General features: G+C 41.9%; 20 protein-coding genes and 1 other RNA gene. 20 read left to right on the top strand and 1 reads right to left on the bottom strand.

All coding sequences use genetic code 11. The annotated features are described in order from the left end of the window. Nucleotides 1–35 precede the first annotated feature (35 nt). From ffs to rsmI, 16 genes are all read left to right on the top strand, one after another. An RNA gene (gene ffs, locus M8E35_RS08560) (signal recognition particle sRNA large type) lies at nt 36–301 on the top strand. Between the two features lie 120 nt (nt 302–421). Further along, the gene (dnaX, locus tag M8E35_RS08555; protein ID WP_252468443.1) at nt 422–2,086 is read left to right on the top strand and encodes a DNA polymerase III subunit gamma/tau; all 1,665 of its coding nucleotides are present in this window, start codon (nt 422–424) and stop codon (nt 2,084–2,086) included. A 52-nt stretch (nt 2,087–2,138) separates the two neighbouring features. Beyond that, on the top strand, nt 2,139–2,486 hold the full coding sequence (locus M8E35_RS08550) for a YbaB/EbfC family nucleoid-associated protein (protein WP_252468442.1): 348 nt from the start codon (nt 2,139–2,141) through the stop codon (nt 2,484–2,486). A gap of 7 nt (nt 2,487–2,493) precedes the next feature. After that, entirely contained in the window at nt 2,494–3,090 is a 597-nt protein-coding gene (gene recR, locus M8E35_RS08545) for a recombination mediator RecR (RefSeq protein WP_252468441.1), read from the top strand. Nucleotides 3,091–3,523: 433 nt separating this feature from the next. Then, nucleotides 3,524–7,054, top strand: a complete 3,531-nt coding sequence (nifJ, locus tag M8E35_RS08540; RefSeq protein ID WP_252468440.1) for a pyruvate:ferredoxin (flavodoxin) oxidoreductase — start codon at nt 3,524–3,526, stop codon at nt 7,052–7,054. Nucleotides 7,055–7,233: 179 nt separating this feature from the next. Then, the gene (locus tag M8E35_RS08535) at nt 7,234–7,488 is read left to right on the top strand and encodes a pro-sigmaK processing inhibitor BofA family protein (RefSeq protein WP_252468439.1); all 255 of its coding nucleotides are present in this window, start codon (nt 7,234–7,236) and stop codon (nt 7,486–7,488) included. 281 nt (nt 7,489–7,769) lie between these two features. Continuing rightward, the gene (locus M8E35_RS08530; RefSeq protein WP_252468438.1) at nt 7,770–9,341 is read left to right on the top strand and encodes a spore germination protein; all 1,572 of its coding nucleotides are present in this window, start codon (nt 7,770–7,772) and stop codon (nt 9,339–9,341) included. Nucleotides 9,342–9,343: 2 nt separating this feature from the next. Next, nucleotides 9,344–10,435, top strand: a complete 1,092-nt coding sequence (locus tag M8E35_RS08525; RefSeq protein WP_252468437.1) for a GerAB/ArcD/ProY family transporter — start codon at nt 9,344–9,346, stop codon at nt 10,433–10,435. A gap of 3 nt (nt 10,436–10,438) precedes the next feature. Continuing rightward, nucleotides 10,439–11,533 carry a GerAB/ArcD/ProY family transporter gene (locus tag M8E35_RS08520; protein ID WP_252468436.1) on the top strand — a complete coding sequence of 365 codons (1,095 nt, stop codon included), beginning with the start codon at nt 10,439–10,441 and terminating at the stop codon, nt 11,531–11,533. Further along, nucleotides 11,530–12,759 carry a Ger(x)C family spore germination protein gene (locus tag M8E35_RS08515; protein WP_252468435.1) on the top strand — a complete coding sequence of 410 codons (1,230 nt, stop codon included), beginning with the start codon at nt 11,530–11,532 and terminating at the stop codon, nt 12,757–12,759. The genes M8E35_RS08520 and M8E35_RS08515 overlap by 4 nt, the downstream gene beginning before the upstream one ends. Before the next feature lie 26 nt (nt 12,760–12,785). Further along, nucleotides 12,786–13,046 carry a sigma factor G inhibitor Gin gene (locus M8E35_RS08510; protein WP_252468434.1) on the top strand — a complete coding sequence of 87 codons (261 nt, stop codon included), beginning with the start codon at nt 12,786–12,788 and terminating at the stop codon, nt 13,044–13,046. Between the two features lie 139 nt (nt 13,047–13,185). Then, entirely contained in the window at nt 13,186–14,610 is a 1,425-nt protein-coding gene (locus tag M8E35_RS08505; protein WP_252468433.1) for an aminotransferase class I/II-fold pyridoxal phosphate-dependent enzyme, read from the top strand. Nucleotides 14,611–14,639: 29 nt separating this feature from the next. After that, nucleotides 14,640–15,518: a DNA polymerase III subunit gene (locus M8E35_RS08500; RefSeq protein ID WP_252468432.1), complete on the top strand. Its 879-nt coding sequence runs from the start codon at nt 14,640–14,642 to the stop codon at nt 15,516–15,518. Next, nucleotides 15,511–16,320 carry a PSP1 domain-containing protein gene (locus M8E35_RS08495; RefSeq protein WP_252468431.1) on the top strand — a complete coding sequence of 270 codons (810 nt, stop codon included), beginning with the start codon at nt 15,511–15,513 and terminating at the stop codon, nt 16,318–16,320. The genes M8E35_RS08500 and M8E35_RS08495 overlap by 8 nt, the downstream gene beginning before the upstream one ends. After that, entirely contained in the window at nt 16,317–16,622 is a 306-nt protein-coding gene (locus tag M8E35_RS08490; protein ID WP_014182624.1) for an initiation-control protein YabA, read from the top strand. The genes M8E35_RS08495 and M8E35_RS08490 overlap by 4 nt, the downstream gene beginning before the upstream one ends. Before the next feature lie 50 nt (nt 16,623–16,672). Beyond that, complete coding sequence (gene rsmI, locus M8E35_RS08485) at nt 16,673–17,518, top strand: 16S rRNA (cytidine(1402)-2'-O)-methyltransferase (protein ID WP_252468430.1); 846 nt, start codon at nt 16,673–16,675, stop codon at nt 17,516–17,518. A gap of 145 nt (nt 17,519–17,663) precedes the next feature. Here the strand turns inward: rsmI and M8E35_RS08480 are convergent, their stop codons facing one another. Continuing rightward, nucleotides 17,664–17,942, bottom strand: coding sequence for an AbrB/MazE/SpoVT family DNA-binding domain-containing protein (locus M8E35_RS08480; RefSeq protein WP_073026933.1), 279 nt, complete (start codon nt 17,940–17,942; stop codon nt 17,664–17,666). Nucleotides 17,943–18,161: 219 nt separating this feature from the next. Between M8E35_RS08480 and metG the strand changes: the two genes are divergently transcribed. From metG to M8E35_RS08460, 4 genes are all read left to right on the top strand, one after another. Further along, entirely contained in the window at nt 18,162–20,111 is a 1,950-nt protein-coding gene (metG, locus tag M8E35_RS08475; RefSeq protein WP_252468429.1) for a methionine--tRNA ligase, read from the top strand. Then, complete coding sequence (locus M8E35_RS08470) at nt 20,108–20,872, top strand: TatD family hydrolase (protein WP_252468428.1); 765 nt, start codon at nt 20,108–20,110, stop codon at nt 20,870–20,872. The genes metG and M8E35_RS08470 overlap by 4 nt, the downstream gene beginning before the upstream one ends. A gap of 67 nt (nt 20,873–20,939) precedes the next feature. Further along, nucleotides 20,940–21,869, top strand: a complete 930-nt coding sequence (locus M8E35_RS08465) for a 3D domain-containing protein (RefSeq protein ID WP_252468427.1) — start codon at nt 20,940–20,942, stop codon at nt 21,867–21,869. Between the two features lie 72 nt (nt 21,870–21,941). Then, nucleotides 21,942–23,117, top strand: coding sequence for a 3D domain-containing protein (locus tag M8E35_RS08460; RefSeq protein WP_252468426.1), 1,176 nt, complete (start codon nt 21,942–21,944; stop codon nt 23,115–23,117). The last annotated feature ends 103 nt before the right edge of the window (nt 23,118–23,220 follow it).

Here is a 23,220-nt window from a genome sequence, read left to right as displayed (position 1 = left end):
GACTTAGGCTTTTTATTTTGCTATAATTGATTTAGCCGTACTAGATGGGGAGGTAGCGGTTCCCTGTAACTTGCAGCCCGCTCTAGCAAGGTGGAATTCCCGCGAAAGGTCCACGCCTGTGAAGCTGTCTTTGGAAGGCAACGATGAGATTTTGGTCTCACGCAACAGGACACTCCGAACCGTGTCAGATCTTGACGGAAGCAGCACTAAGGAGAGCGTTTTGTGTGCCGTGAGGTTGCCTGAATTGAGTTTGCCGACCAAGGTAACGTTCGGAGGCGATGGTTCGATCAAGGGTGTACGGCTATTAATTTGAGATAAAGGTGGTCATGTACCATCTTTTTTGGTACTAATCACAAAGTTTAAACTGACTTTTACCAGTCAGAAACAATATAATACACTCTGTTTATCGAGGGTGAAAAAAATGGCTTATTTAGCACTTTATCGTGAATGGCGCCCGAAATTATTTAGAGACATAGTAGGACAAGAACATATTACTAAGACCTTGCTTAATGCTCTAAAACAAGAGAAAATCGCTCATGCCTACTTATTCAGTGGCCCGAGAGGTACGGGTAAAACGACCGCTGCAAAAATCTTAGCTAAGGCCATAAACTGCGAACAGCGGGATGGTGAAGAACCTTGTAATCAATGCTCTTCCTGTATCAGTATTGATCAAGGCTCAGCCATGGAGGTTTTCGAAATTGATGCTGCTTCAAACCGCGGTATTAATGAAATCAGAGATTTGCGAGAAAATATTAAACTGAGTTCGATACAAGGGAAACATAAGGTTTATATTATTGATGAAGTACATATGTTGACGACAGAGGCGTTCAATGCCTTGCTTAAGACCCTGGAAGAACCTCCTCCGCAGGTAGTTTTTATTTTAGCTACGACAGAAGTACAAAAAATACCTTTAACAATTTTGTCACGCGTACAACGTTTTGAATTCCATCGGATTTCAGTTGAAAATATCCAAAAGCGATTGACTGAAGTATGTACGTCTTTAAAGCGGCAGGTTAATTCAAGTGCGTTAGTGGTGATTGCACAGAAGTCTGAGGGAGGACTTCGAGATGCCTTAAGTATCTTAGATCAATGTCTTCTCCAGGATGATCCGATTGGAGTGGAAGAGGTGTATCTGGTACTGGGGATGGTTGGGGAGACCTATAGTTCCCGGTTAGTGGATGAATTGGCTTCTGCTGATTATGGCAAATGTTTAAACTTTTTATCTGAAGGTATCCAACAGGGACGAGATCCCCGGCAGATTATCAGGGAACTCTTAGATTATCTGCGTCAAATGTTATTAACTGCGTCAACAGGAGAAACTCCTTTAGTGGCACCCCATATTCAAGATTGGTTGATTAAACAGAGTGGACAAATTGGGATTTCCCGAATTCTGCGCTGGATTTCTATACTGTTACAAGGAGAAGGCCAGCTTAAATATGCGTCTAATGCTCGATTAGCTGCCGAACTCTTATTGGTCCAGACCATTCATGAAAGTCAACTTGTAACATTTAATGGGCAGGAAGAGATTTTGAAGCGGTTGTCTGCCATTGAACAACAGATACAAGGGGCACCTGTAATTAGTAAAGAAAATCCAGACGTGAAACCACTTGTCAGTTCTAAAATGGGTGGAGTGAATACACGAAACGCCGCAGTTAAAACTGTTGAATCAGGGAACACTATAATCTCAAAGAACACTGCAACAGATAACAAGCTTGACTTAAGTATAGAGGGTATCCAAGCACGTTGGAATGATGTTACGGATCAGGTCAAAAAAATAAAAAAGTCTACTCAAGCCTTTTTGATGGAAGGAAAACCAGCCCAACTTAATGGCAATACATTGATAATTCTATTCCGCGAAGGTTGCTCCTTTCACAAGGACAAAGTTAATCAAGTTGAGAATAGACAGACCATCGAAGAAGTTCTCAAACAAATATTTGGTACCGCCTTAATAATACAAAATCACATGGAAAATGAATTTCAAACTATTGAAACTCCTGAGAGCCGAGACTTAAAAAATCAAGAACAGGCTTTAATAAACAAGGCTAAGGACATGTTCGGTACAGATCTCGTGGTGGTTAGAGAATAATAGTGATTAAGAGTAATGCTTAGAATAAACAAAGATAGGAAGTGTTTTAAAAATGGCAGGTTTCAAAGGAATGGGCGGCGGCGGTATGGGCGGTAATATGAGCCAGATGTTAAAACAGGCTCAAAAAATGCAAGAAGATATGGCAAAAATGCAAGAAGAACTTCAGACTAAGACCGTGGATGCTTCTTCCGGGGGAGGAATGGTTCAAGTAGTAGTGAGTGGGAAGATGGAATTGGTTGAGTTAAAGATCAAACCGGAAGCTGTCGACCCTGAGGATGTAGAAATGCTGGAGGATCTGGTAAAAGCAGCCTTAAACGAAGGCTTAAGGAAGGCACAAGAAATGACTAGCAACGAAATGGGCAAATTGACCGGTGGTTTAAAAATCCCCGGATTATTCTAGGTGATCTATGGATTTCTTGAAATACCCACAGCCTTTAGCGGATCTCATAAGCAGCTTGGCCCGTTTACCTGGGATTGGACCTAAAACAGCTGGACGGTTAGCCTTTTACCTTCTTCAACAACCTCAAGTTTCTGAGAATTTAGCAAAAGCTATTGTTATAGCTAACCGAGATATCAGGAAATGCTCAATTTGTTCGAACTTTACGGACCAAGACCCCTGCGCAATTTGTAATAATACACAAAGAGATCAAACCGCTCTCTGCGTCGTTGAACATCCCAGAGATGTAGTTTCCTTGGAGAAAACCAGGGAATTTAAAGGAGTATATCATGTACTCCACGGTGTGCTTTCCCCCATGGATGGCATTGGGCCAGAGCAGTTGACTATAAAGCAACTTTTAAAACGTTTAGACGGCATCAGAGAAGTTGTTATGGCAATGAATCCTACTGTCGAAGGGGAAGCCACGGCATTATATTTAGCACGCTTGCTAAAGCCTATGGGAATAAGAGTATCCCGAATAGCGCACGGTTTACCTGTGGGTGGAGATTTGGAATATGCTGATGAGATTACTATTGCTCGGGCATTAGAAGGCAGAAGAGATTTATAAGAAACTAAATAGAGACTTTCAATGTGGTGTATTTTAGAATCACTTAAAGTCTGTAAACTAATCTAAAGGCTAATGCGCCACTAATCAGCTGCTTAATAAGCGGGAAATTAGTGGCGTTTACTATTTAAAAATATCAGTTCAGGGATAGCTGCTATTTGTGAAAAACTAAACTTGTCAGATATAGATTTTATTATTGACCGGTATAATAATAAAAGATATACTGTGTCAAAGGGAACTATTTAGGGCAAGGCCTGAATGTGTTCCCTCAGTCTTTTTTTGTATCAGTTTTACAAACATTCAATCTTTTCAAGGCATGGTTTTCTCTTCCTTAACTTGCTTAACGGAATTGAAAGCGAGATTGCCATAAGTAGGATTAATTAACTACGAGTCCTAAAAAAATTAAATTAATCACATAATTAGGAGGAGAAAAATTATGGCTAAAATGAAGACTATGGATGGGAACGAGGCGGCCGCTCACGCTTCATATGCGTTTACTGAGGTCGCTACTATCTTCCCAATCACTCCATCATCGACGATGGCCGAATTAGTTGACGAGTGGGCTGCTCATGGACGAAAAAACGTTTTTGGACAAACAGTGAAAGTCGTAGAGATGCAATCTGAGGCAGGAGCCGCAGGTGCAGTTCATGGATCACTGCAGGCAGGGGCTTTAACAACTACATACACGGCTTCACAAGGCTTACTTTTAATGATTCCTAACATGTATAAAATTGCTGGGGAACTTTTGCCTTGTGTATTCCATGTGAGCGCTCGCGCTTTAGCAACCCATGCACTATCTATTTTTGGTGATCATCAAGACGTCATGTCCGTACGTGCTACGGGATTTGCCCAACTTTCTTCTCATAATGTGCAAGAAGCTTTAGACTTAGGTTTTATTGCTCACTTAGCGACTGTTAAATCCAGAGTTCCGTTCCTTCATTTCTTTGATGGATTCCGCACTTCTCATGAAATTCAAAAAATTGAAGTGCCAGAATATGAAGAGGTTGCTAAACTCTTAGATATGGATGCAGTTCAAGCTTTCCGCGATGCTTCTTTGAATCCTGAACGTCCTGTACTTCGTGGAACGGCTCAAAATCCTGATGTATACTTCCAAGGTCGAGAAGCTTCTAATCGTTTTTATGATGTTATACCAGACATGGTTGAACATTATATGCAAGAATATAAGAAACTTACTGGCCGCGAATATCATCCATTCCAATATTATGGTGCAGAAGATGCAGAATATGTTATTGTGGCCATGGGCTCGATCTGTGATACAATTGAAGAAACTATTGATTATCTCGTAGCCAGAGGAGAAAAAGTCGGCGTTGTTAAGGTTCACTTATATCGTCCGTTCTCCAGCGATTACTTCTTTAAAGTATTGCCTAAATCCGTTAAGAAAATTGCAGTTCTTGATCGTACCAAAGAACCAGGAGCTAATGGAGAACCACTTTATCTGGATATAGAGGATATTTTCTACTCCAACGATATGAAACCTGTGATTGTCGGCGGTCGTTATGGTTTAGGTTCTAAAGATACGACTCCTTCTCAAGTCCTGGCTGTTTACAAAAACCTTAAGTCTGAAAGCCCTAGAAATGGTTTTACCATTGGTATAGTGGATGACGTAACTAATAAATCTTTGGCAGAAGACGAAATCATTGATACTGCTCCAGAAGGTACAATTTCCTGCAAATTCTGGGGTCTGGGTGCTGATGGTACTGTCGGTGCTAATAAACAAGCGATTAAGATTATTGGAGATCATACCAAGCTTTATGCTCAAGCGTATTTCCAATATGACAGTAAAAAATCCGGTGGAATTACAGTTTCCCATGTGCGCTTTGGTAAAAAGCAAATTAAATCCCCTTATTATGTGACTGGTACGAATTATATTGCATGTCATAACCAAACTTATGTCTACCAATATGATCTTTTAAAAGGGCTTAAACAAGGCGGCAATTTTGTTTTGAATTGTCAGTGGACTCCAGAAGAACTGCAAGAAAAACTCCCTGCTTCAATGAAACAGGCCTTGGCGAAAACCAAAGCTAACTTCTACATCATTGATGCTGTATCAATTGCTCGCAAAATTGGTCTTGGTTCCCGCATTAACATGGTCATGCAAGCTGCTTTCTTTAAGCTTGCCAACGTCATTCCTGTCGAAGAGGCTGTCGACTACCTAAAAGCCTCCGTTGTAAAAACCTATGGTAAAAAGGGTCAAAATATCGTTGATATGAATATAGCAGCTATTGATCTTGGAGTATCTTCCCTCGTCAAAGTTGAAGCGCCTGCTGCTTGGGAAAATGGTGACAACGCACAAGCACAAGCTGCTGCGGCTGTTGAAGAACCAGATTTCATCAAGAACATTCTTCGTCCAATGAATGCATTAGAGGGAGACAGCCTCCCGGTAAGTACGTTCGCAGGTCGTGAAGACGGAACTTTCCCAGTCGGAACTGCTAGTTTCGAAAAACGCGGTATTGCCGTTATTGTTCCAGAATGGCAGATCGAAAATTGTATCCAATGTAACCAATGTTCTTATGTATGTCCGCATGCAGCGATTCGACCGTTCCTAATTGATGAAGCAGAAGCAAAAAATGCTCCTGAGACCTTTGTGGGTAAGAAAGCAATCGGTAAAGAAGCAGCTGGTTTGCAATTCCGTATGCAAGTGAGTACGTTGGATTGCACAGGGTGTGGAAACTGTGTTGAAGTTTGCCCAGCTAAAGAAAAGGCTCTGATTATGAAATCAGCGGCAGAGCAGATGGAACAACAAACTAAGAACTGGGAGTATGCCATTACTCTTAAAAACAAGAGCAAGCTCTTCGATGTAACGACCGTAAAAGGCAGCCAGTTTGCACAACCGTTATTAGAGTTTAACGGCTCGTGCCCAGGGTGTGGTGAGACAGCCTATGTTAAACTTATTACCCAACTATATGGTGATCGCATGATGATTTCCAATGCTACCGGCTGTAGCTCCATCTGGGGCGGCAGTGCTCCATCAGTGCCATATACCACGAACCAAGAAGGCAAAGGACCCAGTTGGGCTAACTCCTTATTTGAAGACAATGCTGAGTTTGGCTATGGTATGTACTTGGGTGTTCGCCAACAACGCGAAAAACTCCTTGATTTGATGAAGCAAGCCCTCGAAATGGAGATTAGTGTTGAGTTAAAAGAAGCATTCCAAGAGTGGATTGCGGGTTGGGACGATGCTGACGCTTCTAAAGCTGCGACAGCTAAGATCCTTGCAGTTCTCAACGGCTACGCAGGAGATAACAAAGTCCTCGCTGAAATCAATGCTAAGAAAGATCATCTTATCAAAAAATCCCAATGGATCCTCGGTGGAGACGGTTGGGCTTATGATATCGGATTTGGTGGCTTAGACCATGTACTAGCTTCTGGAGACGACGTAAATATCTTCGTTATGGATACCGAGGTATACTCCAATACTGGAGGACAATCCTCCAAGTCAACTCCTCGTGCAGCTGTAGCTAAATTTGCTGCTGCAGGGAAGAAGATTCGTAAGAAAGACCTTGGCATGATTGCCATGAGCTATGGCTATGTTTATGTTGCGCAGATTGCTTTAGGTTCTAACATGGCTCAAACGATTAAAGTTATTAAAGAAGCTGAAGCTTATAAAGGACCTTCCTTGATCATTGCTTATGCTCCTTGTATCAATCACGGTCTGAAGGCTGGTATGACGAAGAGTGTACAAGAGCAGAAGAAAGCGGTTGACGCTGGTTACTGGCACCTCTATCATTATAATCCAGATTTGATTGATCAAGGTAAGAATCCATTTAGCTTAGATTCCAAGGAGCCCAGTGCCTCATTCCGTGACTTCATCATGGGAGAAGTTCGTTACTCTTCCTTGCTGAATACTTTCCCGGAAAGTGCCGAGGAACTGTTCGTAGGCGCTGAAAAGTATGCCAAGGTTCGTTATGAATCCTATAAGCGTTTAGCTGACCAAAAGTGGGACTAAGAAATAGTAAACATGTAGCATAGATCATTACACTCAAAGAGAGCAGGCAAAACCCTGCTCTCTTTTTGCTTTAAAACTCTATTGAGTTTAAAGCAACTAAGGAAACATAATGATTGGCTGGTTCTACTTTGTCCTTGAGAGCATATGATGTACTATGCTTTAGGCAAAGGAGGATTTTCATGACCTTTGTTTTTTTAGGACTATTTATAATTTTATTAGCGTTAATTGTACGCTCTTCATTAGGACAACCTCGATTAATTCTCAAAGTCCTGATACATATTTTAGGGGGAATTGTTGGGTTGTGGCTTTTTAACTTAATACTAAATGTCATTGGATTAGATATCCCGATTAATCTCTTTACAATTCTAATTGTAGGTTTGCTGGGTTTTCCTGGTGTTTTAGCTTTATTAGTGTTACAGTTGCTTGGGATTTAGACGTCTTGCTTTTTACCTAAGAATTAGATTATGAACTAGTAAATAATTACGGAAAGGATATAGAGAGTGTATGGAGTGTATGGGGGACTACTTACTGTAGTTCCCCATGTTTCTTTTTTATATAGAGTTAGTAAAAGGCCAAAATTTAAAAACTAAGGCGGAAGAATAATTGGTGAATCAACAAGGGGAAGGGGTTAGGTTACACGTAATAAGGAAGAGAACTGAAGACTGACGCATAATCAACTCTTTGTCGGACAAAATAAGCTATCGGAGGGAGTAATATGCGCAGTTGGCTGAAAATGATCAAAGAACTTACCATTCGTCCAAAAGGAGAGCGAAAGGTAAGGAAGTCTCCCTCGTATTCAATTGACGAGGATTTGAAAAAGCCCTTATCAGGACAGACGGTGAAGGAAATTTTATCGAAGAGCAGCGATATTGTATTTCGTGAGTTTTTCCTCCAAGGGAAAGAACGAATTCCCTGTCTGTTAATAGTGGTAGATGGACTGGTTGATAAAAATCTGTTGGACGAATTTGTCTTAAAACCTCTTATGGTGGAATTGGTTGGACATCCAGAATTAGCTAAAGCGACATTATCCAATGTTATCGATATAACAATTCAAAGTCTGCTCCCTGGCGTAGAGATTAAGAAAATATCCGAAATGAAAGATGCTGTAAGTTCAATTTTATCAGGGGATTCGGTTATCTTTTTTGGTGATTCTTCAGAGGCGATCGTCATTGGTGCCAGGGGATGGGCTCATCGCGGCGTCAATGAACCAATAGCGGAGTCAATCGTCAAAGGGCCGCATGAGGGTTTTGCGGAAACCCTTCGAATTAATACCTCGCTTTTGCGGCGCAAGATTAAACACCCTTCCTTACGTATAATATCTTTAAAACTGGGAGACATGTCTAATACGGATCTTGTGGTTACTTATATAGAGAAAATAGCAAGTCCTGATATTGTCTCCGAAGTGCTAAAGAGATTAGCTAAAATCAAGATGGATAGTGTGATAGACGTTGGATATATCGAGGAAATGATTGAGGATAACCCCTACTCGCCTTTTCCACAAATCGCTTATACAGAGCGCCCGGATGTTTTGGCGGGAAAGCTTTTGGAAGGGAAAGTAGGAATTATTGTCGACGGAACCCCCATAGTACTTGTGGTACCAGCAATATTAACGCAGTTTTTAAATGTCAATGAGGATTACTACCAAAGAGCCATGACGGCAATTCTTTCTCGTTTTGTGAGGTATGTAGGAGCATTTGTAGCCGTTGTAGCCCCTAGCGTCTATATAGCAGTGACGACGTTTCATCAAGAAATTATACCGACAGATCTTCTGATGAGCATATCGGCAGGTAGACAGGGAGTGCCCTTTCCAGCTCTCTTAGAGGCCATAACAATGACGGTAGTTTTAGAAATATTGCAGGAAGCGGGGCTTCGCTTACCAAAACCAATTGGACAGACGATTGGTATTGTAGGGGCGCTTATTATCGGCGATGCGGCGGTGAACGCCGGCCTTGTCAGCCCACTGATGGTTATCATCATTGGACTGACTGCTGTAGCGAGTTACGCCATTCCTTATTACGATCTAAGTCTTGCGGTCAGGTTGATTCGATTCCCACTTATGATCTTGGCAGGTATTCTTGGTTTTTTTGGGGTAGCTGTGGGTCTTTATGCTATCATGATCCACCTGCTAGGCCTTCGTTCATTCGGAGTGCCATACACTAGTCCGATAGCCCCGTTGCGTATTCGGGCCTTGTTGCAGGATACGTTCGTTCGGGCTCCTTGGTGGGCGTTAAAGAGTCGCCCCCAACTCATGGACGTAGAGGAACCCCGACCAAATGGGAAGGGGTAACAATGGAAAGGATTTCACCACATCAATTTACAACTCTAGGAGCGGCAGTACTTATGGGTACAACATTTCTTCCTGTAGCATCGTTAGTGACCGGAGTTGGCGGACGAGATGGCTGGATGAGTGTTCTACCAGGATTTGCAGTGGGGATCCCTTATAGTTTGATGATACTTTCCCTTTCAGAACAGTATCCACGCAAAAATTTATTACAAATTTCAGAGGCGGTTTTTGGAAAGTGGATAGGAAAAAGCCTAGGTTTTTATTATACATTAATTGTGGTTTATCTTGGAGGCTTGTTGCTGGGACAAATCGGGGATATCTATCAGGCATCAACTATGCCCGTAACCCCTCTCTGGGTGTTCTTCCTAGGCGGGATCTTTCTTGTTTTGTTCTTGATAAAGTCTGGGATCGAAGTATTTGCCCGTTTTTCTGAGGTAGTCTTTCCACTGATCGTAATCGCATTACTTTTAAATGTTGGGCTTTCTGTACCAAGAATCGAACAAGGGGAACTTCTGCCTATTCTGAGTGAGGGTTTTAAGCCGATCTTTTTGGGAGCGACAAAAGTAATACCCTTTGTGATGACCTATATGCTCTTTCTAGCAGGAATTATTGCTTTTCTCCCTACCGGTAAGCAAGAACTTAGTCAACTAAAAACTGGAGTCTGGCGAATTATTTTCTTGGTGGGTATCCTAGACACTTTCGTAGTCTTAATTCAACTGCTTATTTTTGGACCAGCCGAGACCATTCGTATAGTCTATGGCCTGCTTGTTTTAGGGAAATTGGTGGAAGTAAGCAGGACGGTTGCTGGAGTCGAATCCTTGTTTTTGGGTGTTTGGCTTTCTGCGGCGGTCATTAAAATAGGTTCTCTCTTTTACGCAGTAATTTGGGGTTTAGAAAGTGTCTTTGGCTTGAAGGGAGTTAATTGGAGACATGCAATAGCAGTCGTATTTTTAGGAATCGCCTTCAGGTTTGTAAGGGGACCTTCATTGATTATAGAGATTGGACTTGTTGACGAGTATCTGATTATGCCCTTTGTATCTCTTTGGATACCCATTCTTTGGGGAGTCTCGCGCTGGAAGAGGGGAGCTGGCATTTGACGAATGGAAAGAATCTCCTCACATCAATTCATGGTTTTAGGCGCAGCGGTACTTATGGGTACAACATTTCTTCCCATAGCCTCGATGGTGACAGGGGTCGCCAGTCGGGATGGCTGGATGAGTGTTCTGCCAGGCTTCGCTGTTGGAATTCCTTACAGCTTAATGGTTATTTCACTGCTGGAACAGTATCCACAAAAAAACTTACTGCAGATTTCGGAAATATTGTTGGGAAAATGGATCTGTAAAATCATTGGGATAGTTTATATCTTAATCACGGGTTACTTTGGGGGGCTGTTGCTAGGCCAAGTTGGGGATATCTATCAGTCTTCAATTATGCCACTGACCCCCATAGGGATGTTCTACCTCGGAGGAATTTTATTGGTTTTTTGCTTGATCAGATCGGGGATTGAAGTATTTGCGCGCTTTTCCGAAATAATCTTTCCATTGATTGTCATAGCATTGGTACTGAATATGGGACTCTCCATGCCGCGAATAGAACAAGGAGAATTTTTGCCTATTTTAAGCGAGGGAATAAAACCCATTATTTGGGGTGGGCTCAAAGTAGCACCCTTTGCAATGGAATATATTCTTTTCATAGCGGGAATCCTTACCTTTCTACCTACTGGTAAACGAGAGCTTGCCCAATTGAAGAGAGGGGTTTGGCAAGCAGTTTTTTGGGTCGGATTTTTGAATACGTTGGTTGTCTTAATACAAATTTTAATTTTTGGACCTGGAGAAACTGTAAGTTTGGTCTATGGCTTACTTGTCTTAGGGAAGATGGTGGAAATAAGCCGGACCTTTGCAGGAGTTGAATCATTATTTTTGGGGGCTTGGTTTGGGGCCTTGGTTATAAAGGTTAGTGCCTTCTTTTTTACAGTGAATTGGGGCTTAGAAACCGTCTTCAATTTGAAGGGATTAAAATGGAATCTCGGAGTAGGAGTCGTATTTATGGGGATTGCATTTAAGTTTAAAAGAGGGCCTGTCTTAGTTATGGAAATTGGATTTGTTGATAATTATTTGATTCTCCCTTTTGCATCCGTATGGATACTTACCCTTTGGGGAATCTCGCGCTGGAAGAAGGTAGCTGGTATTTCATGAAAACCGATAGAAGCAAAGAACAGAAATTTATTCTTATATTGACCGTTTTTGCTTGCCTCTTGTTTTTGACGGGATGCTGGGGAAAGAAGGAAGTAGAGGATTTGGCTCCTTTATTAGGAATAGGGTTTGATGTGGGAGAAAAACCGGGTACTTTCCTTATTACACAACAATTTGCACGGCCAAAAAAAGATAGTTCAACTGGTTCAGAGATTGAGGACCGGACATTTAGCATAGAGGCCTCGAGTTCCAGGGAAGCTTTCGAGAAGTTATCTAAAGTCACCTATCGAACACCGTTTATGGGCTCATTAAAGGTTATAATATTTAGTGAGGATGTCGCAAAAGCTGGCGGTTTTAATAATATGTTGGATTTTGCTCAGCGTTATGCTGAATTTCGTCGATCTATGTACCTAGTTTTAGCTAAAGGGAAGGCTCAAGACATCTTAAATTTGAAGTTACGCTCTGGACTAATACCAGCTATGGCAATTAAAAGTAACATTGAAGGTGGAGATGAAATATCAATTTTTCCGACGGTACGGTTAGGGCATTACCTTACAATTTTAGGTACAAAAAGTACGGCACCGATTCTTCCAGTAGTTGAGAGTGTTAAGTCCGGAGAGGATATGGAATATAAAGCGGATGCCAAAAATGAGGCAGGAGAGATACGGATACAAAGTGCCGGGGTTATGCGTGGGGATAACTTGGCTGACTTTCTGACTGACGAAGAAACCAAAGGGTATATGTGGTTGGAAAATGACGTTATACATCGTTTAATTAATACCGTAGATCTTGAAGAAAATAGCGTAAAGTTTGGAGGGCAAGTGCTAGAATCCAGAACAAAGTATAAAGTGAAAACTAATAACGAAAAAAAAGAGTTACAATATCAGATCAAGACAAGTATTGCAATTGATGAAATTCTGGGACTAAAGAAACAACTGTCAGGGCCGGAGTGGGTAGAATTAGTTAAAGAGGCAGAAAAGGACTTTGCCAAGGTTATTGAGAAAGAATGCGAGAGCTCGATTAAAAAGCAACGAGAGTTAGGGCTTGATTTTCTGGGAATTGGACGGCATATTGAACAGAAAAATTCAGCGTATTGGAAGACGATAAAGGATCAATGGGAGGAGGAGATTGCGGATTTTTCGGTTTCTATAGAGGTAAAAGTCACGATTCATCATTCCGGAATGTCAAGCAGCAGTGCGACTAATTTAGTGGGAGAGGGGCAAGACTAGGGGGAGAAGTAACTAGGGGGAATATAATGATGATTAAGACAAGCCATACCCGAACTCAAAGCCCTTCAGAAATCTCAGACAAGGCTGAAGAGCTTGTGCCGAACGAAGGAAAGCTTCTTCCCGTGTGTTATCGTTGCACACAGGTTCCGAAAAAGGGGTTATATGATGGCTTTAGAGTACAGGGAATGTTTTTTTGTTCGGATTGCCAGCAAGAACTTTTCACAGCGGAACCAGACTCCCCGGAATACCAAGAATTCTTATTTTTAATTAAAGGTATTTTTTATTAAAATATAGGCATTAATTAAATGTTTATTGCAACAGATTACCATTTGGATGAAAATTTTTCTAATTCATGTTAAACTATAAGGAATACCATGTGTAAACTATAGGTCGTACATTAATGGGTAAATGGAGGTTCATTGTTCAGTGGGTGATCTTGGAGAAGGATTGAGCCATTATCATAAACAAGGATTTTGCTCTTTCCATACTCCTGGCCATAAAGGTCGACAGGAGTTTTTTAATGATTTCGACTTTGTGAGTTTTGACTTAACCGAACTGCCGGGCCTTGACATGCTTCATTCTCCAAGCGGGATTATTGCTAAGGCCCTGAAAAAAGCAGCGGAGATTTTTGGAGCAGAAGAAACCTTTTTTCTGGTTAATGGTGGGACAGTTGGCAATCAAGCTATGTTTCTCGCTTTAAAAGATACTGCTGATAAACGAGTTGTTGTGGAAAGAAGTTGCCATCGTTCTGTTATGTCAGCTTTAGTTTTGAGTGGATTAAAGCCAGATTATGTGATGCCAATAGTCCATCCGGATTTTAATCTTTCGTTAGGAATTAATTTGGAGAAGCAAAAGATTTTGTGGCATGAGGTTTCTGCCTGTCATGTCACGTATCCAAGTTATTATGGAACGGCTTTTGACTTAAGCGGATTATTGGCAGAAAGAATGAATTCGGGTTCTAATTCACCGATTCTCGTTGATCAGGCACATGGGTCACATTATCTTAGCGAGCTATTTCCCACGAGTGCTTTAAAGCTTGGAGCAGATCTTGTCTTAAATAGCTGTCATAAGACATTGAGTTCCTTGACTCAGTCAGCTATGTTACATGTTCAAGGATCAAGGATTAGTCGAACCCGTCTGAAACAAAGTCTGGAGCTCCTGCAATCATCAAGCCCGAGTTATTTGCTTATGTCTTCATTAGAACGAGCGGGAGAATTGGCCTTGGAATTATGGCGCTGGGAAGGTCTTAAAGAAGAAGTCGATGATCTTCATAGAAAAGTAGGAACTTGTTTTCGAATTCTTAGTTCAAAGGATGTCGGAACTTTTGGCATTCACGCAGTGGATTGGTCAAAGATTCTTATTAATACACGTCCACTGGGCGTTTCAGCTCCTCGCTGTGTGGAATACCTTAGAGCAGATTTCGGAATTGAACCAGAATTATGGGATGAGGAAAACATTCTGTTTATGTTAGGCATTGGAAATACTCCTGAGGATGTCCGATTGCTTACGAAAGGGTTAGAAAGTTTAAGAGATTTCGCATCTTCTCTAGCCGTTTGCGAATCGAAAAAGCGACGGGAAAGAGTACAGGGACAAATTCTGACCTTGCCAAACCCCATTCTCTCTCCACGGGATGCCTTCTTTGCCCGCAAACGTAAAATCCCACTTAAGGAGAGTTTGGGTCATATTATTGGAGAAACAATTTCTCTTTATCCTCCTGGAATTCCAGCGGTTGTAATGGGTGAAGAAATAACTCATGAGGCACTATGTATGTTGCTTGCCTCCAAAGAAGGACAATGGCAAGGGTGGGATGGCTTCGAGAGCCAAACAATATGGATAGTTGAGGGGGATTAAGAGATGAAGATGGTGATTGTTCCAACCTTATGAAACTACAGTTAGCTCTTTTAGAGAAAGCAGCGCGTGAAAACCGAGTGGCGCATCTCTTACTGTTTCACGGAGGAAGTGCACTTCATCAACGAGAGGTGGCTCTCCGTTTGGCGCAGATTTTAAATTGCCCCAACGCTGCGTCAGAGGGTCCGCGCCAAGAGTGTCCAACCTGTCGCAAGATCCTTAGCGGCAATCATCCGGATGTTTCATGGTTGAAACCGCTTAAAGCAACTATCGGAATTGAGCAAGTCCTTGCCTGGCAAGAAAAGGCATACCTTAAGCATTATGAGAGTGAGTATAAAGTTTCTGTCATTGAACAAGCCGATACCTTGACATTGCCGGCAGCAAATTCACTGTTAAAAGTTATCGAAGAACCACCGGAGCGTACCGTTATTATATTATGTGCTGAAAATGCAGAAGGAATATTGCCTACAATTCAAAGCCGTGCTCAGCTGGTATTCTTCCCTAATCTTTCCGAAGAAACTTGGTTAAGGGGATTGGCAGAGGTGGATGAGCAGGAAGCATCTCTCGCTTTTCGCTTAAGCGGGGGGAATCAGAATTTGGCTGCGGACATTCTTCAGCATGGCGTATTGTGGCTCCAAGAATGGGTAGGAAAATTTCGTACTGTCGTTGAAGAGGAAGATTTTCTAAAACTCTTCGCTCTTTTCCCGATTGATAAGAACCAAGCCCTTCTTTGCTTACAGGTAATGGCGGTACAAGCTCAGGAAGGGATAAAAAATGGTACGATTCGTCCGTTTGAATTTTTGGCAATTGGGAAAGCGATCGATGTACTGCGACAACAAGCTAATCCGAGATTAGTGATTGAAGTGTTAGCATTAGAATTATTTCAACAAGGAGGGGCTCGCTGTGATTGAGGTCGTAGGTGTTCGCTTTAAACACGCAGGAAAAATTTATTATTTTTCCCCAGGAGACCTTACACTTGCTGTATCAGATAAGGTAATCGTTGAAACAGCAAGGGGTATTGAATTTGGGGAATTGGTTATTCCTTCTCGTCAAGTTGCAGACGAAGAAGTGGTTCTGCCTTTGAAGCAGGTTATGCGTAAGGCAACGATGGCAGATGAATTATTTGTAGAACAGAATAGAACTAAAGAAAAAGATGCTTTTCAAATCTGCCTAAAGAAAATTTCGGAACACCATTTGCCAATGAAATTGGTAGATGTTGAATATACGTTTGATGGAAATAAGATAATATTTTCCTTCACGGCAGAAGGGCGAGTAGACTTTAGAGAATTGGTTAAGGACTTAGCAGCAATTTTTAGGACGCGTATTGAGCTCCGCCAAATTGGGGTGCGCGACGAAGCTAAGATGCTCGGAGGAGTTGGTTCGTGCGGACGAATTCTTTGTTGCACTTCTTTCTTAGGAGATTTTGAACCGGTTTCAATTCGCATGGCTAAAGACCAAAAGCTCTCTTTAAATCCAACCAAAATCTCTGGAATTTGCGGGCGTCTTATGTGTTGCCTAAAGTATGAAAATGGTTGCTATAGGTCTGAGGATAAAGACCATTGTTCGCGGCAAAATCCTCAAGCTGGGCATAAAGTAATAGAAGTCACGGACGAACATAATACCCGTGCAGAAAGTGTTCTTTCTAAATCTGAGGGGAAACCGCAACGCAATAGGAAAGGGGAAAAGTCCAAAGAAAAGAGTGAGAAAGTATGAGCCAATTGACACAGGCCCTTACAGAAGTGGAAGAGAAATTGCGCTCCCTGCTTGAAGAAGTAAGCCGCTTAAAACCCTATGTTCAAGCATTAGAGGATGAAAATACTAAGTTAAGGCGGGAGTGTACTCTACCGGAAAAAGAGACCGAACGTGTTATTGCTAATGCTGAGCACATTCAAGGGGTAGCTCATGATAATCTTGTCCGTCTATATCAAGAAGGTTTCCACGTCTGTCACCTTCATTTTGGTCAACCATTAGAAGGGGATTGCCTATTCTGTATGGGCTTTCTGAGGAAGGATTAATTTAGGCATGGGAGTACCCTGAGAACTTTGAAATACAAGGAGTCGAAGTCATGTTAGCGAAAGGTACATTATATATTTGTGCGACTCCGATCGGGAATTTGGGGGACATTACCTTGAGGGTGTTGGATACGTTGCGGGAAGTGGACCTAATTGCGGCGGAGGATACACGCCATTCTCGGAAACTATTGCAACATTACCAGATTAATACTCGGATGATTAGTTATCACGAACACAATGAAAAGAAAAAATCCCTGGAACTGGTTGAAAAGCTTAAATGCGGTCAAACGATTGCACTAATTTCTGATGCAGGCTTACCAGGAATTTCAGATCCAGGAACTGAGGTTATACGTCTTTGTCTGATCGAAAATATTCCTGTTGATGTCTTACCTGGACCTAATGCCGCTCTTACAGCTTTAGTTTTATCAGGAATGCCCACCGAGCATTTTGCTTTTCACGGATTTCTTCCATCGTCAAGCGGGGCAAAGAAACGAAGCCTCGAGCAATTGGCAAATCTTACACAAACTCAAATATTTTATGAAGCACCTCATCGATTGGTAGCAACACTTAAAGGAATGTCAGAGTACTTTGGAGATCGCCCGGCAGCTGTGGTGCGTGAGTTGACAAAGTTGCATCAGCAAGTGCATAGAGGGACTGCTTTAGAGTTGAAAGAAGAATTCGAGAAGTCTGAGCCCCGTGGAGAGTGTTGTATCATCATTGCGCCATATGTCCCTATTAAACCCGTAGGAGGCCCCGAAGAATGGCGCTCAGAGGTTAATGAAAGAGTTAATCAAGGATTAAGTAAGAAAGAAGCCATGAAAGAAGTGGCAAAACGTTATGGGGTAAGAAAATCCGAGGTTTACCAAGCACTGCTGGGCGGGGAAATGTCAGATGAATAGAGTCACGAGTATCATGTTATTTTCTTATATTAAGTTATGCAGCTTAGAGCCTGGAGGGCTGCCCAGAATAAAAAAAGAAGGCCTTTAGGCCTTCAGTCGATTCTGAATTAATGATAGTTCAGTCATCTATGTACTTAGTATGAAATTATACGGCTTTTGAACTTGATTCTGTACTGGCAGCCACATTTTCCCCCATGGCAACAGCGCATTCTCTGCAGACGTTTTTGCCGTGGAAAAGTTGGATATCACTGGCATTACCACAAAATACACAAGCAGGCTCATACTTCTTGAGAATGATTTTTTCTTGATCTACATAGATTTCCAAGGCGTCTTTCTCGTCAATACCCAAAGTGCGGCGAAGCTCTATCGGTAAAACAATACGACCAAGTTCATCTACTTTTCTGACGATTCCAGTTGATTTCATCATTTTTCCCCCACTCCCTTACAACAACATTCGACACAAAACTACAGACTTATGATACCAATCGTTCCATATAAAGTCAACCCATTTTTTAAAACATTTTCGTGGTATTATTAACCTATAAAGAAATTTACTTTTGCTCACATAATAATTCTTAATCATGGGCAGACTTGACGAATATAATTTTTTATTTACAAAGATATTTGAGAGGGAGACTTAAACGTGAAATACTACATAACGACTCCAATTTTTTATCCGAATTCCAGCCCCCATATCGGAACCGCGTACACAACAGTTGCAGCAGATACCTTAGCTCGTTATCATAGATTGCAGGGCGATCAAGTACACTTCTTAACAGGGACGGATGAAAATGCACAGAAAATTGTCCGCACCGCGGAAGCCAATAATACCGACCCTAAGATTTATGTTGATGGGGTAGTAGAACGCTTTAAAGAGTTGTGGCAAGCTTTAGATATTTCTAATGATGACTTTATTAGAACAACAGAGGAACGTCATCAAGTAGTTGTACAACGAATTTTTACTAAACTGTTCGAACAGGGGGACATCTATAAGTCTGAGTATTCAGGCTGGTATTGTACTCCTTGTGAAACCTTCTGGATGGAAAATAAGTTGATTAACGGAAAATGCCCTAACGCTGATTGCGGCCGAGAAGTGGAATTGCTGAAGGAGGAAAGTTACTTCTTCCGTCTTTCAAAGTACCAAGGTGCCTTGCTAAAGTATATCGAAGAGCATCCAACATTTATCCAACCTGTTTCTCGACGTAATGAAATGCTGCGTTTTATTGAAGGCGGTCTAGAGGATCTCTGTGTTTCACGCACCACGTTTCAGTGGGGGATTAAAGTGCCGTTTGACCCAAAACATGTTGTTTATGTATGGCTTGATGCTTTGATAAATTATATTTCTGCGCTGGGTTACCCTGATGGAGAGAACTATAAACGTTTTTGGCCTGCCGATGTGCATATTATGGGGAAAGATATTGTTCGTTTTCATGCGGTCATTTGGCCGATTATTCTTATGGCTATCGATATTCCTCTCCCTAAGGTTATCTATGGTCATGGCTGGTACTTGACTAAAGATGGTGGAAAAATATCTAAATCCCGTGGAAATGTACAGGACTCTTTTGCGTTGATCCAGAGATATGGCTCTGATGCCATACGTTACTTTTTATTGCGTGAGATGCAAGCAGGAACTGATGGTACCTATTCAGAGGATAATGTGGTTGAACGTATAAATAGTGATTTGGCTAATGATTTTGGTAATTTTGTATCCCGAAGCCTAGCGATGATTGTCAAGTATCGAGATGGGATGATTCCTCGTCCAGGTCAAGATGGGGCGCTGGAGCTGGAATTGAAAGCTCTGAGTTCTGAGGTTAAAAAGGCAGTCGATGAAAGTTTAAGAAAGTGCGATCCTGCAAGTGCTCTTGAAGAAATTTGGCGTTTTGTGGCACGATGCAATAAATATGTCGATGAGACATCTCCGTGGGCATTGGCTAAACATGAGGAACAAAAAGAGCGCTTAGATACTGTTCTCTATACCTTTGCAGAATGTATTCGAATTATGGCAATTTTGACTGCTCCGTTTATGCCAGGGTTGCCCTCTAAAATTTGTGAGCTCCTTGGCAAAGATGAAAGGCTGATCAGATGGGAAGAAGCGGATCAATGGGGCATAGCAGAAGCAGGTATAAAGGTCCAAAAAGGTGAACCTCTCTTTCCAAGAATTGATTTAGCACAGTATTTGACAGCAGAGGAGACGGCAACGGTGGACAAAAATCTAAATGAGAGCCCAGAGAGTTTACAGGCACCGGAATTTGAATTTGAGCCAATTAAAGAAGAAATCACCATTGATGAATTTGCTAAAATAGATTTGCGTGTAGGGAAAGTTCTAAGCGCAGAAAAAGTAGAAAAGACAGATAAACTGATGAAGTTGGAAGTTGAAGTAGCAGGAGAAGTACGCACGATTGTCTCTGGTATTGCCAAGCATTATTCCCCGGATGACCTCGTAAATCAATACATCGTCCTGGTGGCTAATCTAAAACCTACAAAACTAAGGGGAATTACATCACAAGGCATGATATTAGCGGCCTCAAAAGGGGAAGTGTTGGAAGTTATCACCATCAATAAAAAGCTTCCTGGAGGGGCGCAGGTCAAATGATTTGGGATACGCATGCACATATAGATGACCCCAGCTATGCGGACGATTTTCAAGAAGTCGTAACTCGCATGAAATCGGCGGGGATTTCCCGGGTGACGAATGTAGGATACGACCTCCCTTCCTCCGGACGATCTGTGAAGTTAGCACTAGACTATAATTTTATCTATGCGGCGATAGGGGTACATCCACATAATGCTGAAGGGGTGACAGCGGAAACCTGGGAAAAACTCCTGGAGTTAGCTAAGCAACCCAAAGTAGTGGCTTGGGGTGAAATTGGGCTGGATTATTATCGCGACCTGTCTCCACGCTCTGTTCAAAAAGAGGTCTTTATTCAACAGATAAAACTAGCGAATGAAGCCGGCTTACCAATTATTATCCATGATCGTGATGCTCATCATGATATCTTGGAGATTGTTAAGGCCCATCCTCCTCTATATGGAGGGATATTCCATTGTTATTCCGGATCTTGGGAAATGGCCGAGATTCTCTTAAAGCTAGGATTTTATCTCTCTTTTGCCGGACCAGTGACGTATAAAAATGCTCGACATACAGTCGAAGTAGCAAAGAAAGCCCCAATAGATCGGATTCTCGTCGAGACAGATTCCCCCTATTTGACGCCAGAGCCGCGACGTGGAAAGCGTAATGAACCAACCTATGTTCGAGAAGTTGTCATGAAACTTGCAGAAATTAAAAATCTAAGCTTTGAGGATACAGCATTTCACACTATGCACAATGCGGAAAGCGTTTTTAAGCTTGTTTAAGGGACCTTCGTTGCGGAAGGTTCTTTTTTTTTAGGGAATTTCATAGGTTTTGATAAGGAGGGGTAAAATGTATTCTTTGCCGATTACTACTTATTCCGATTATTGGCGTAAAACTAAGTTATGGAGCGCGTACTTTGGAAGCTTGGCAGTTTTAGTCGCTGGTACGAGGTATTCGTCATTAAATGATCAGGATGTCGGGAGAACAATTAAGCCGTCACTGCAATTAGTTAATTCCTTAAGTATAGACAGTGTAAGAAAGGATGAACTAATAGAAGGAGCGCCTGTAAGAAAAGTGAGCAGTGAAGGTCTAGCCGTTCAAGGTTTAACTAACAAAGGACAAATTAGTCGAGGTATTGGAAGTTCGACTCAGGATTATCAAGAAGCACTAAGCCCTGAAGTTGAAACAAGGGTAACAAGTAAGATCGAAATAATTGATAAAGAGCTGCCTTTTGACACGCAATATGTAGAGTCGGATAAACTTCACCCAGGTGAGAGTCAAATACAGGTAAAAGGGGAAAAGGGCACTAGACGTGAGGTCGTAAAGACGTTCAAGGTTGGTGGACAACCCGTCGATCAGCAAGTGCAGTCCTTCTTTGAGCTCAAAGCACCAAAGAAGGAGGTAATTATTCGAAACACCCAACCTATTCCAAAGAAGAAAGTGATTATTCAAAATTCCAGTCCGGGATCTGCTAAGGTTGATGTCGATTTAACGAAATTGAATATCAGTAAAACCTTGACTGTTGAAGCGACGGCTTATACGTATACCGGTAATAATACTGCTACAGGCGTCAAGCCGAGAGAGGGCTTAATAGCTGTTGACCCCAAAGTGATCGCTATGGGAAGTCAGGTCTATGTGGAGGGATATGGATATGCCATAGCCGCCGATACAGGTGGAAGTATTCGCGGGAATAGGATTGATGTCTTTTTCTCTACCTTCCGTCAATGTATTGACTGGGGACGAAAGCCAGTCAAAATTCATATCCTTAGTACCATATAATGGAAAATTTTTTTGACAACTGACTACTTATGCCTTAAAATGAAGTTGTTATCAGCATTTTGGAGGGATTTAATGTTTCAGAAGAATCCAACTCAGGTATGGACCTTAGTTCGGACATCTCGTATTGCTCAAATCGTCGCAGCCGTATTTACTATTTGCTTGATTGCAATCGTAACAGTGCTATACAATGTAAAAACTATCAATGCTAACATTGATGGAGAACAAGTGCGTATTAGCACAATCTTTGGAACGGTGGGGCAGGCTCTTGAGCATTCATCGAAAATTGAGTTTTATCCAGAAGATATTGTAAGTCCTTCAAGAGATACTAAGGTTACAGATGAGTTGACAGTAGATGTAACAAGCAGCGTACCAGTTCAGCTCTCAGTTGATGGGCAAATATTCAATATACGAACAGCTAAAGAAACTGTAGGAGAGGCTCTTAGCGAATTATCGGCACGTTATGCACTGGACATTAAAGAGGTAGATGAAGTCAATGCAGAGCGTTCAGAATCAGTAACTGATGACATGGATATTAAGGTGTCTAGGGCGATCCCTATTCAAGTAAGTGCAGACGGCAAGAAGTATGATACTTATCTAGCTCCGCGGACTGTTGCTGATACGCTTAAAAAGCTGGGTATTACCTTAGGTACTAAGGATAAAGTTTCCTTAGCTCTTGACCATATGTTAGAGCCTAACGACCAGTTGAACGTGGTGCGGGTTTCAAACCATATTGAAACGGTGAAAAGCGAAATTCCCTTTCAAACGGTTGCTCAGCCTGCAGATTACCCAGTTGGGTTACCAGACAGACTTGTCAGTCGTGGATCCAACGGTCTTCAAGAGCAGACGGTCAGACTAACACTTGAGGATGGAAAAGAGGTTGACCGTGAGATACTCGGTCAACGAGTGGTTAAACCGCCTACTAACCAAATCGTTTCTCGTGGTGCTCAAACTACAATTTCAAGGGGAGGCAGTACCTTCAGTTTTAAGCGAGCTTATGTCATGAAAGCAACTGCTTATTGTATGCCTGGAGGAAAAACAGCCACAGGGGCATCCGTTAGTGAAGGAATTATTGCAGTCGATCCTAGAGTCATTCCTTTAGGAAAATCAGTGTATGTAGAGGGTTATGGTTCTGCTCGAGCTTTAGATACCGGAGGATCAATCAAAGGTGATCGTATCGACCTTTACATGGATTCCACACAAGAAGCACTGTCATGGGGAGTGCGTACCGTTACGGTTTATGTTCAGTAACTTGTTTCTGAAAGAGGCCTTCGCGTTTAATAAACTGGTCCCCATGTCAAGGACATTTTGAAAAAGGGGCATTATAAAATCAAGATATTTCATATACACTCCT

Origin of the sequence: Desulfosporosinus nitroreducens (assembly GCF_023897015.1) — a bacterium.
GTDB classification, from domain to species: Bacteria; Bacillota; Desulfitobacteriia; order Desulfitobacteriales; family Desulfitobacteriaceae; genus Desulfosporosinus; species Desulfosporosinus nitroreducens.
Note: the sequence above shows the minus strand (reverse complement) of the source record. Positions and strands in the feature narration are given on the sequence as shown.

Excerpts from the sequence above, each read along its gene's own strand:
- M8E35_RS08460 (WP_252468426.1), top strand. The coding sequence starts at position 21,942 with ATGTTTCAGAAGAATCCAACTCAGGTATGGACCTTAGTTCGGACATCT.
- dnaX (WP_252468443.1), top strand. The coding sequence starts at position 422 with ATGGCTTATTTAGCACTTTATCGTGAATGGCGCCCGAAATTATTTAGA.
- recR (WP_252468441.1), top strand. The coding sequence starts at position 2,494 with ATGGATTTCTTGAAATACCCACAGCCTTTAGCGGATCTCATAAGCAGC.
- M8E35_RS08470 (WP_252468428.1), top strand. The coding sequence starts at position 20,108 with ATGATTTGGGATACGCATGCACATATAGATGACCCCAGCTATGCGGAC.
- nifJ (WP_252468440.1), top strand. The coding sequence starts at position 3,524 with ATGGCTAAAATGAAGACTATGGATGGGAACGAGGCGGCCGCTCACGCT.
- M8E35_RS08530 (WP_252468438.1), top strand. The coding sequence starts at position 7,770 with ATGCGCAGTTGGCTGAAAATGATCAAAGAACTTACCATTCGTCCAAAA.
- M8E35_RS08535 (WP_252468439.1), top strand. The coding sequence starts at position 7,234 with ATGACCTTTGTTTTTTTAGGACTATTTATAATTTTATTAGCGTTAATT.
- M8E35_RS08525 (WP_252468437.1), top strand. The coding sequence starts at position 9,344 with ATGGAAAGGATTTCACCACATCAATTTACAACTCTAGGAGCGGCAGTA.
- M8E35_RS08480 (WP_073026933.1), bottom strand. The coding sequence starts at position 17,942 with ATGAAATCAACTGGAATCGTCAGAAAAGTAGATGAACTTGGTCGTATT.
- M8E35_RS08500 (WP_252468432.1), top strand. The coding sequence starts at position 14,640 with ATGAAACTACAGTTAGCTCTTTTAGAGAAAGCAGCGCGTGAAAACCGA.
- M8E35_RS08515 (WP_252468435.1), top strand. The coding sequence starts at position 11,530 with ATGAAAACCGATAGAAGCAAAGAACAGAAATTTATTCTTATATTGACC.
- rsmI (WP_252468430.1), top strand. The coding sequence starts at position 16,673 with ATGTTAGCGAAAGGTACATTATATATTTGTGCGACTCCGATCGGGAAT.
- M8E35_RS08520 (WP_252468436.1), top strand. The coding sequence starts at position 10,439 with ATGGAAAGAATCTCCTCACATCAATTCATGGTTTTAGGCGCAGCGGTA.
- M8E35_RS08465 (WP_252468427.1), top strand. The coding sequence starts at position 20,940 with ATGTATTCTTTGCCGATTACTACTTATTCCGATTATTGGCGTAAAACT.
- M8E35_RS08510 (WP_252468434.1), top strand. The coding sequence starts at position 12,786 with ATGATGATTAAGACAAGCCATACCCGAACTCAAAGCCCTTCAGAAATC.
- M8E35_RS08550 (WP_252468442.1), top strand. The coding sequence starts at position 2,139 with ATGGCAGGTTTCAAAGGAATGGGCGGCGGCGGTATGGGCGGTAATATG.
- M8E35_RS08490 (WP_014182624.1), top strand. The coding sequence starts at position 16,317 with ATGAGCCAATTGACACAGGCCCTTACAGAAGTGGAAGAGAAATTGCGC.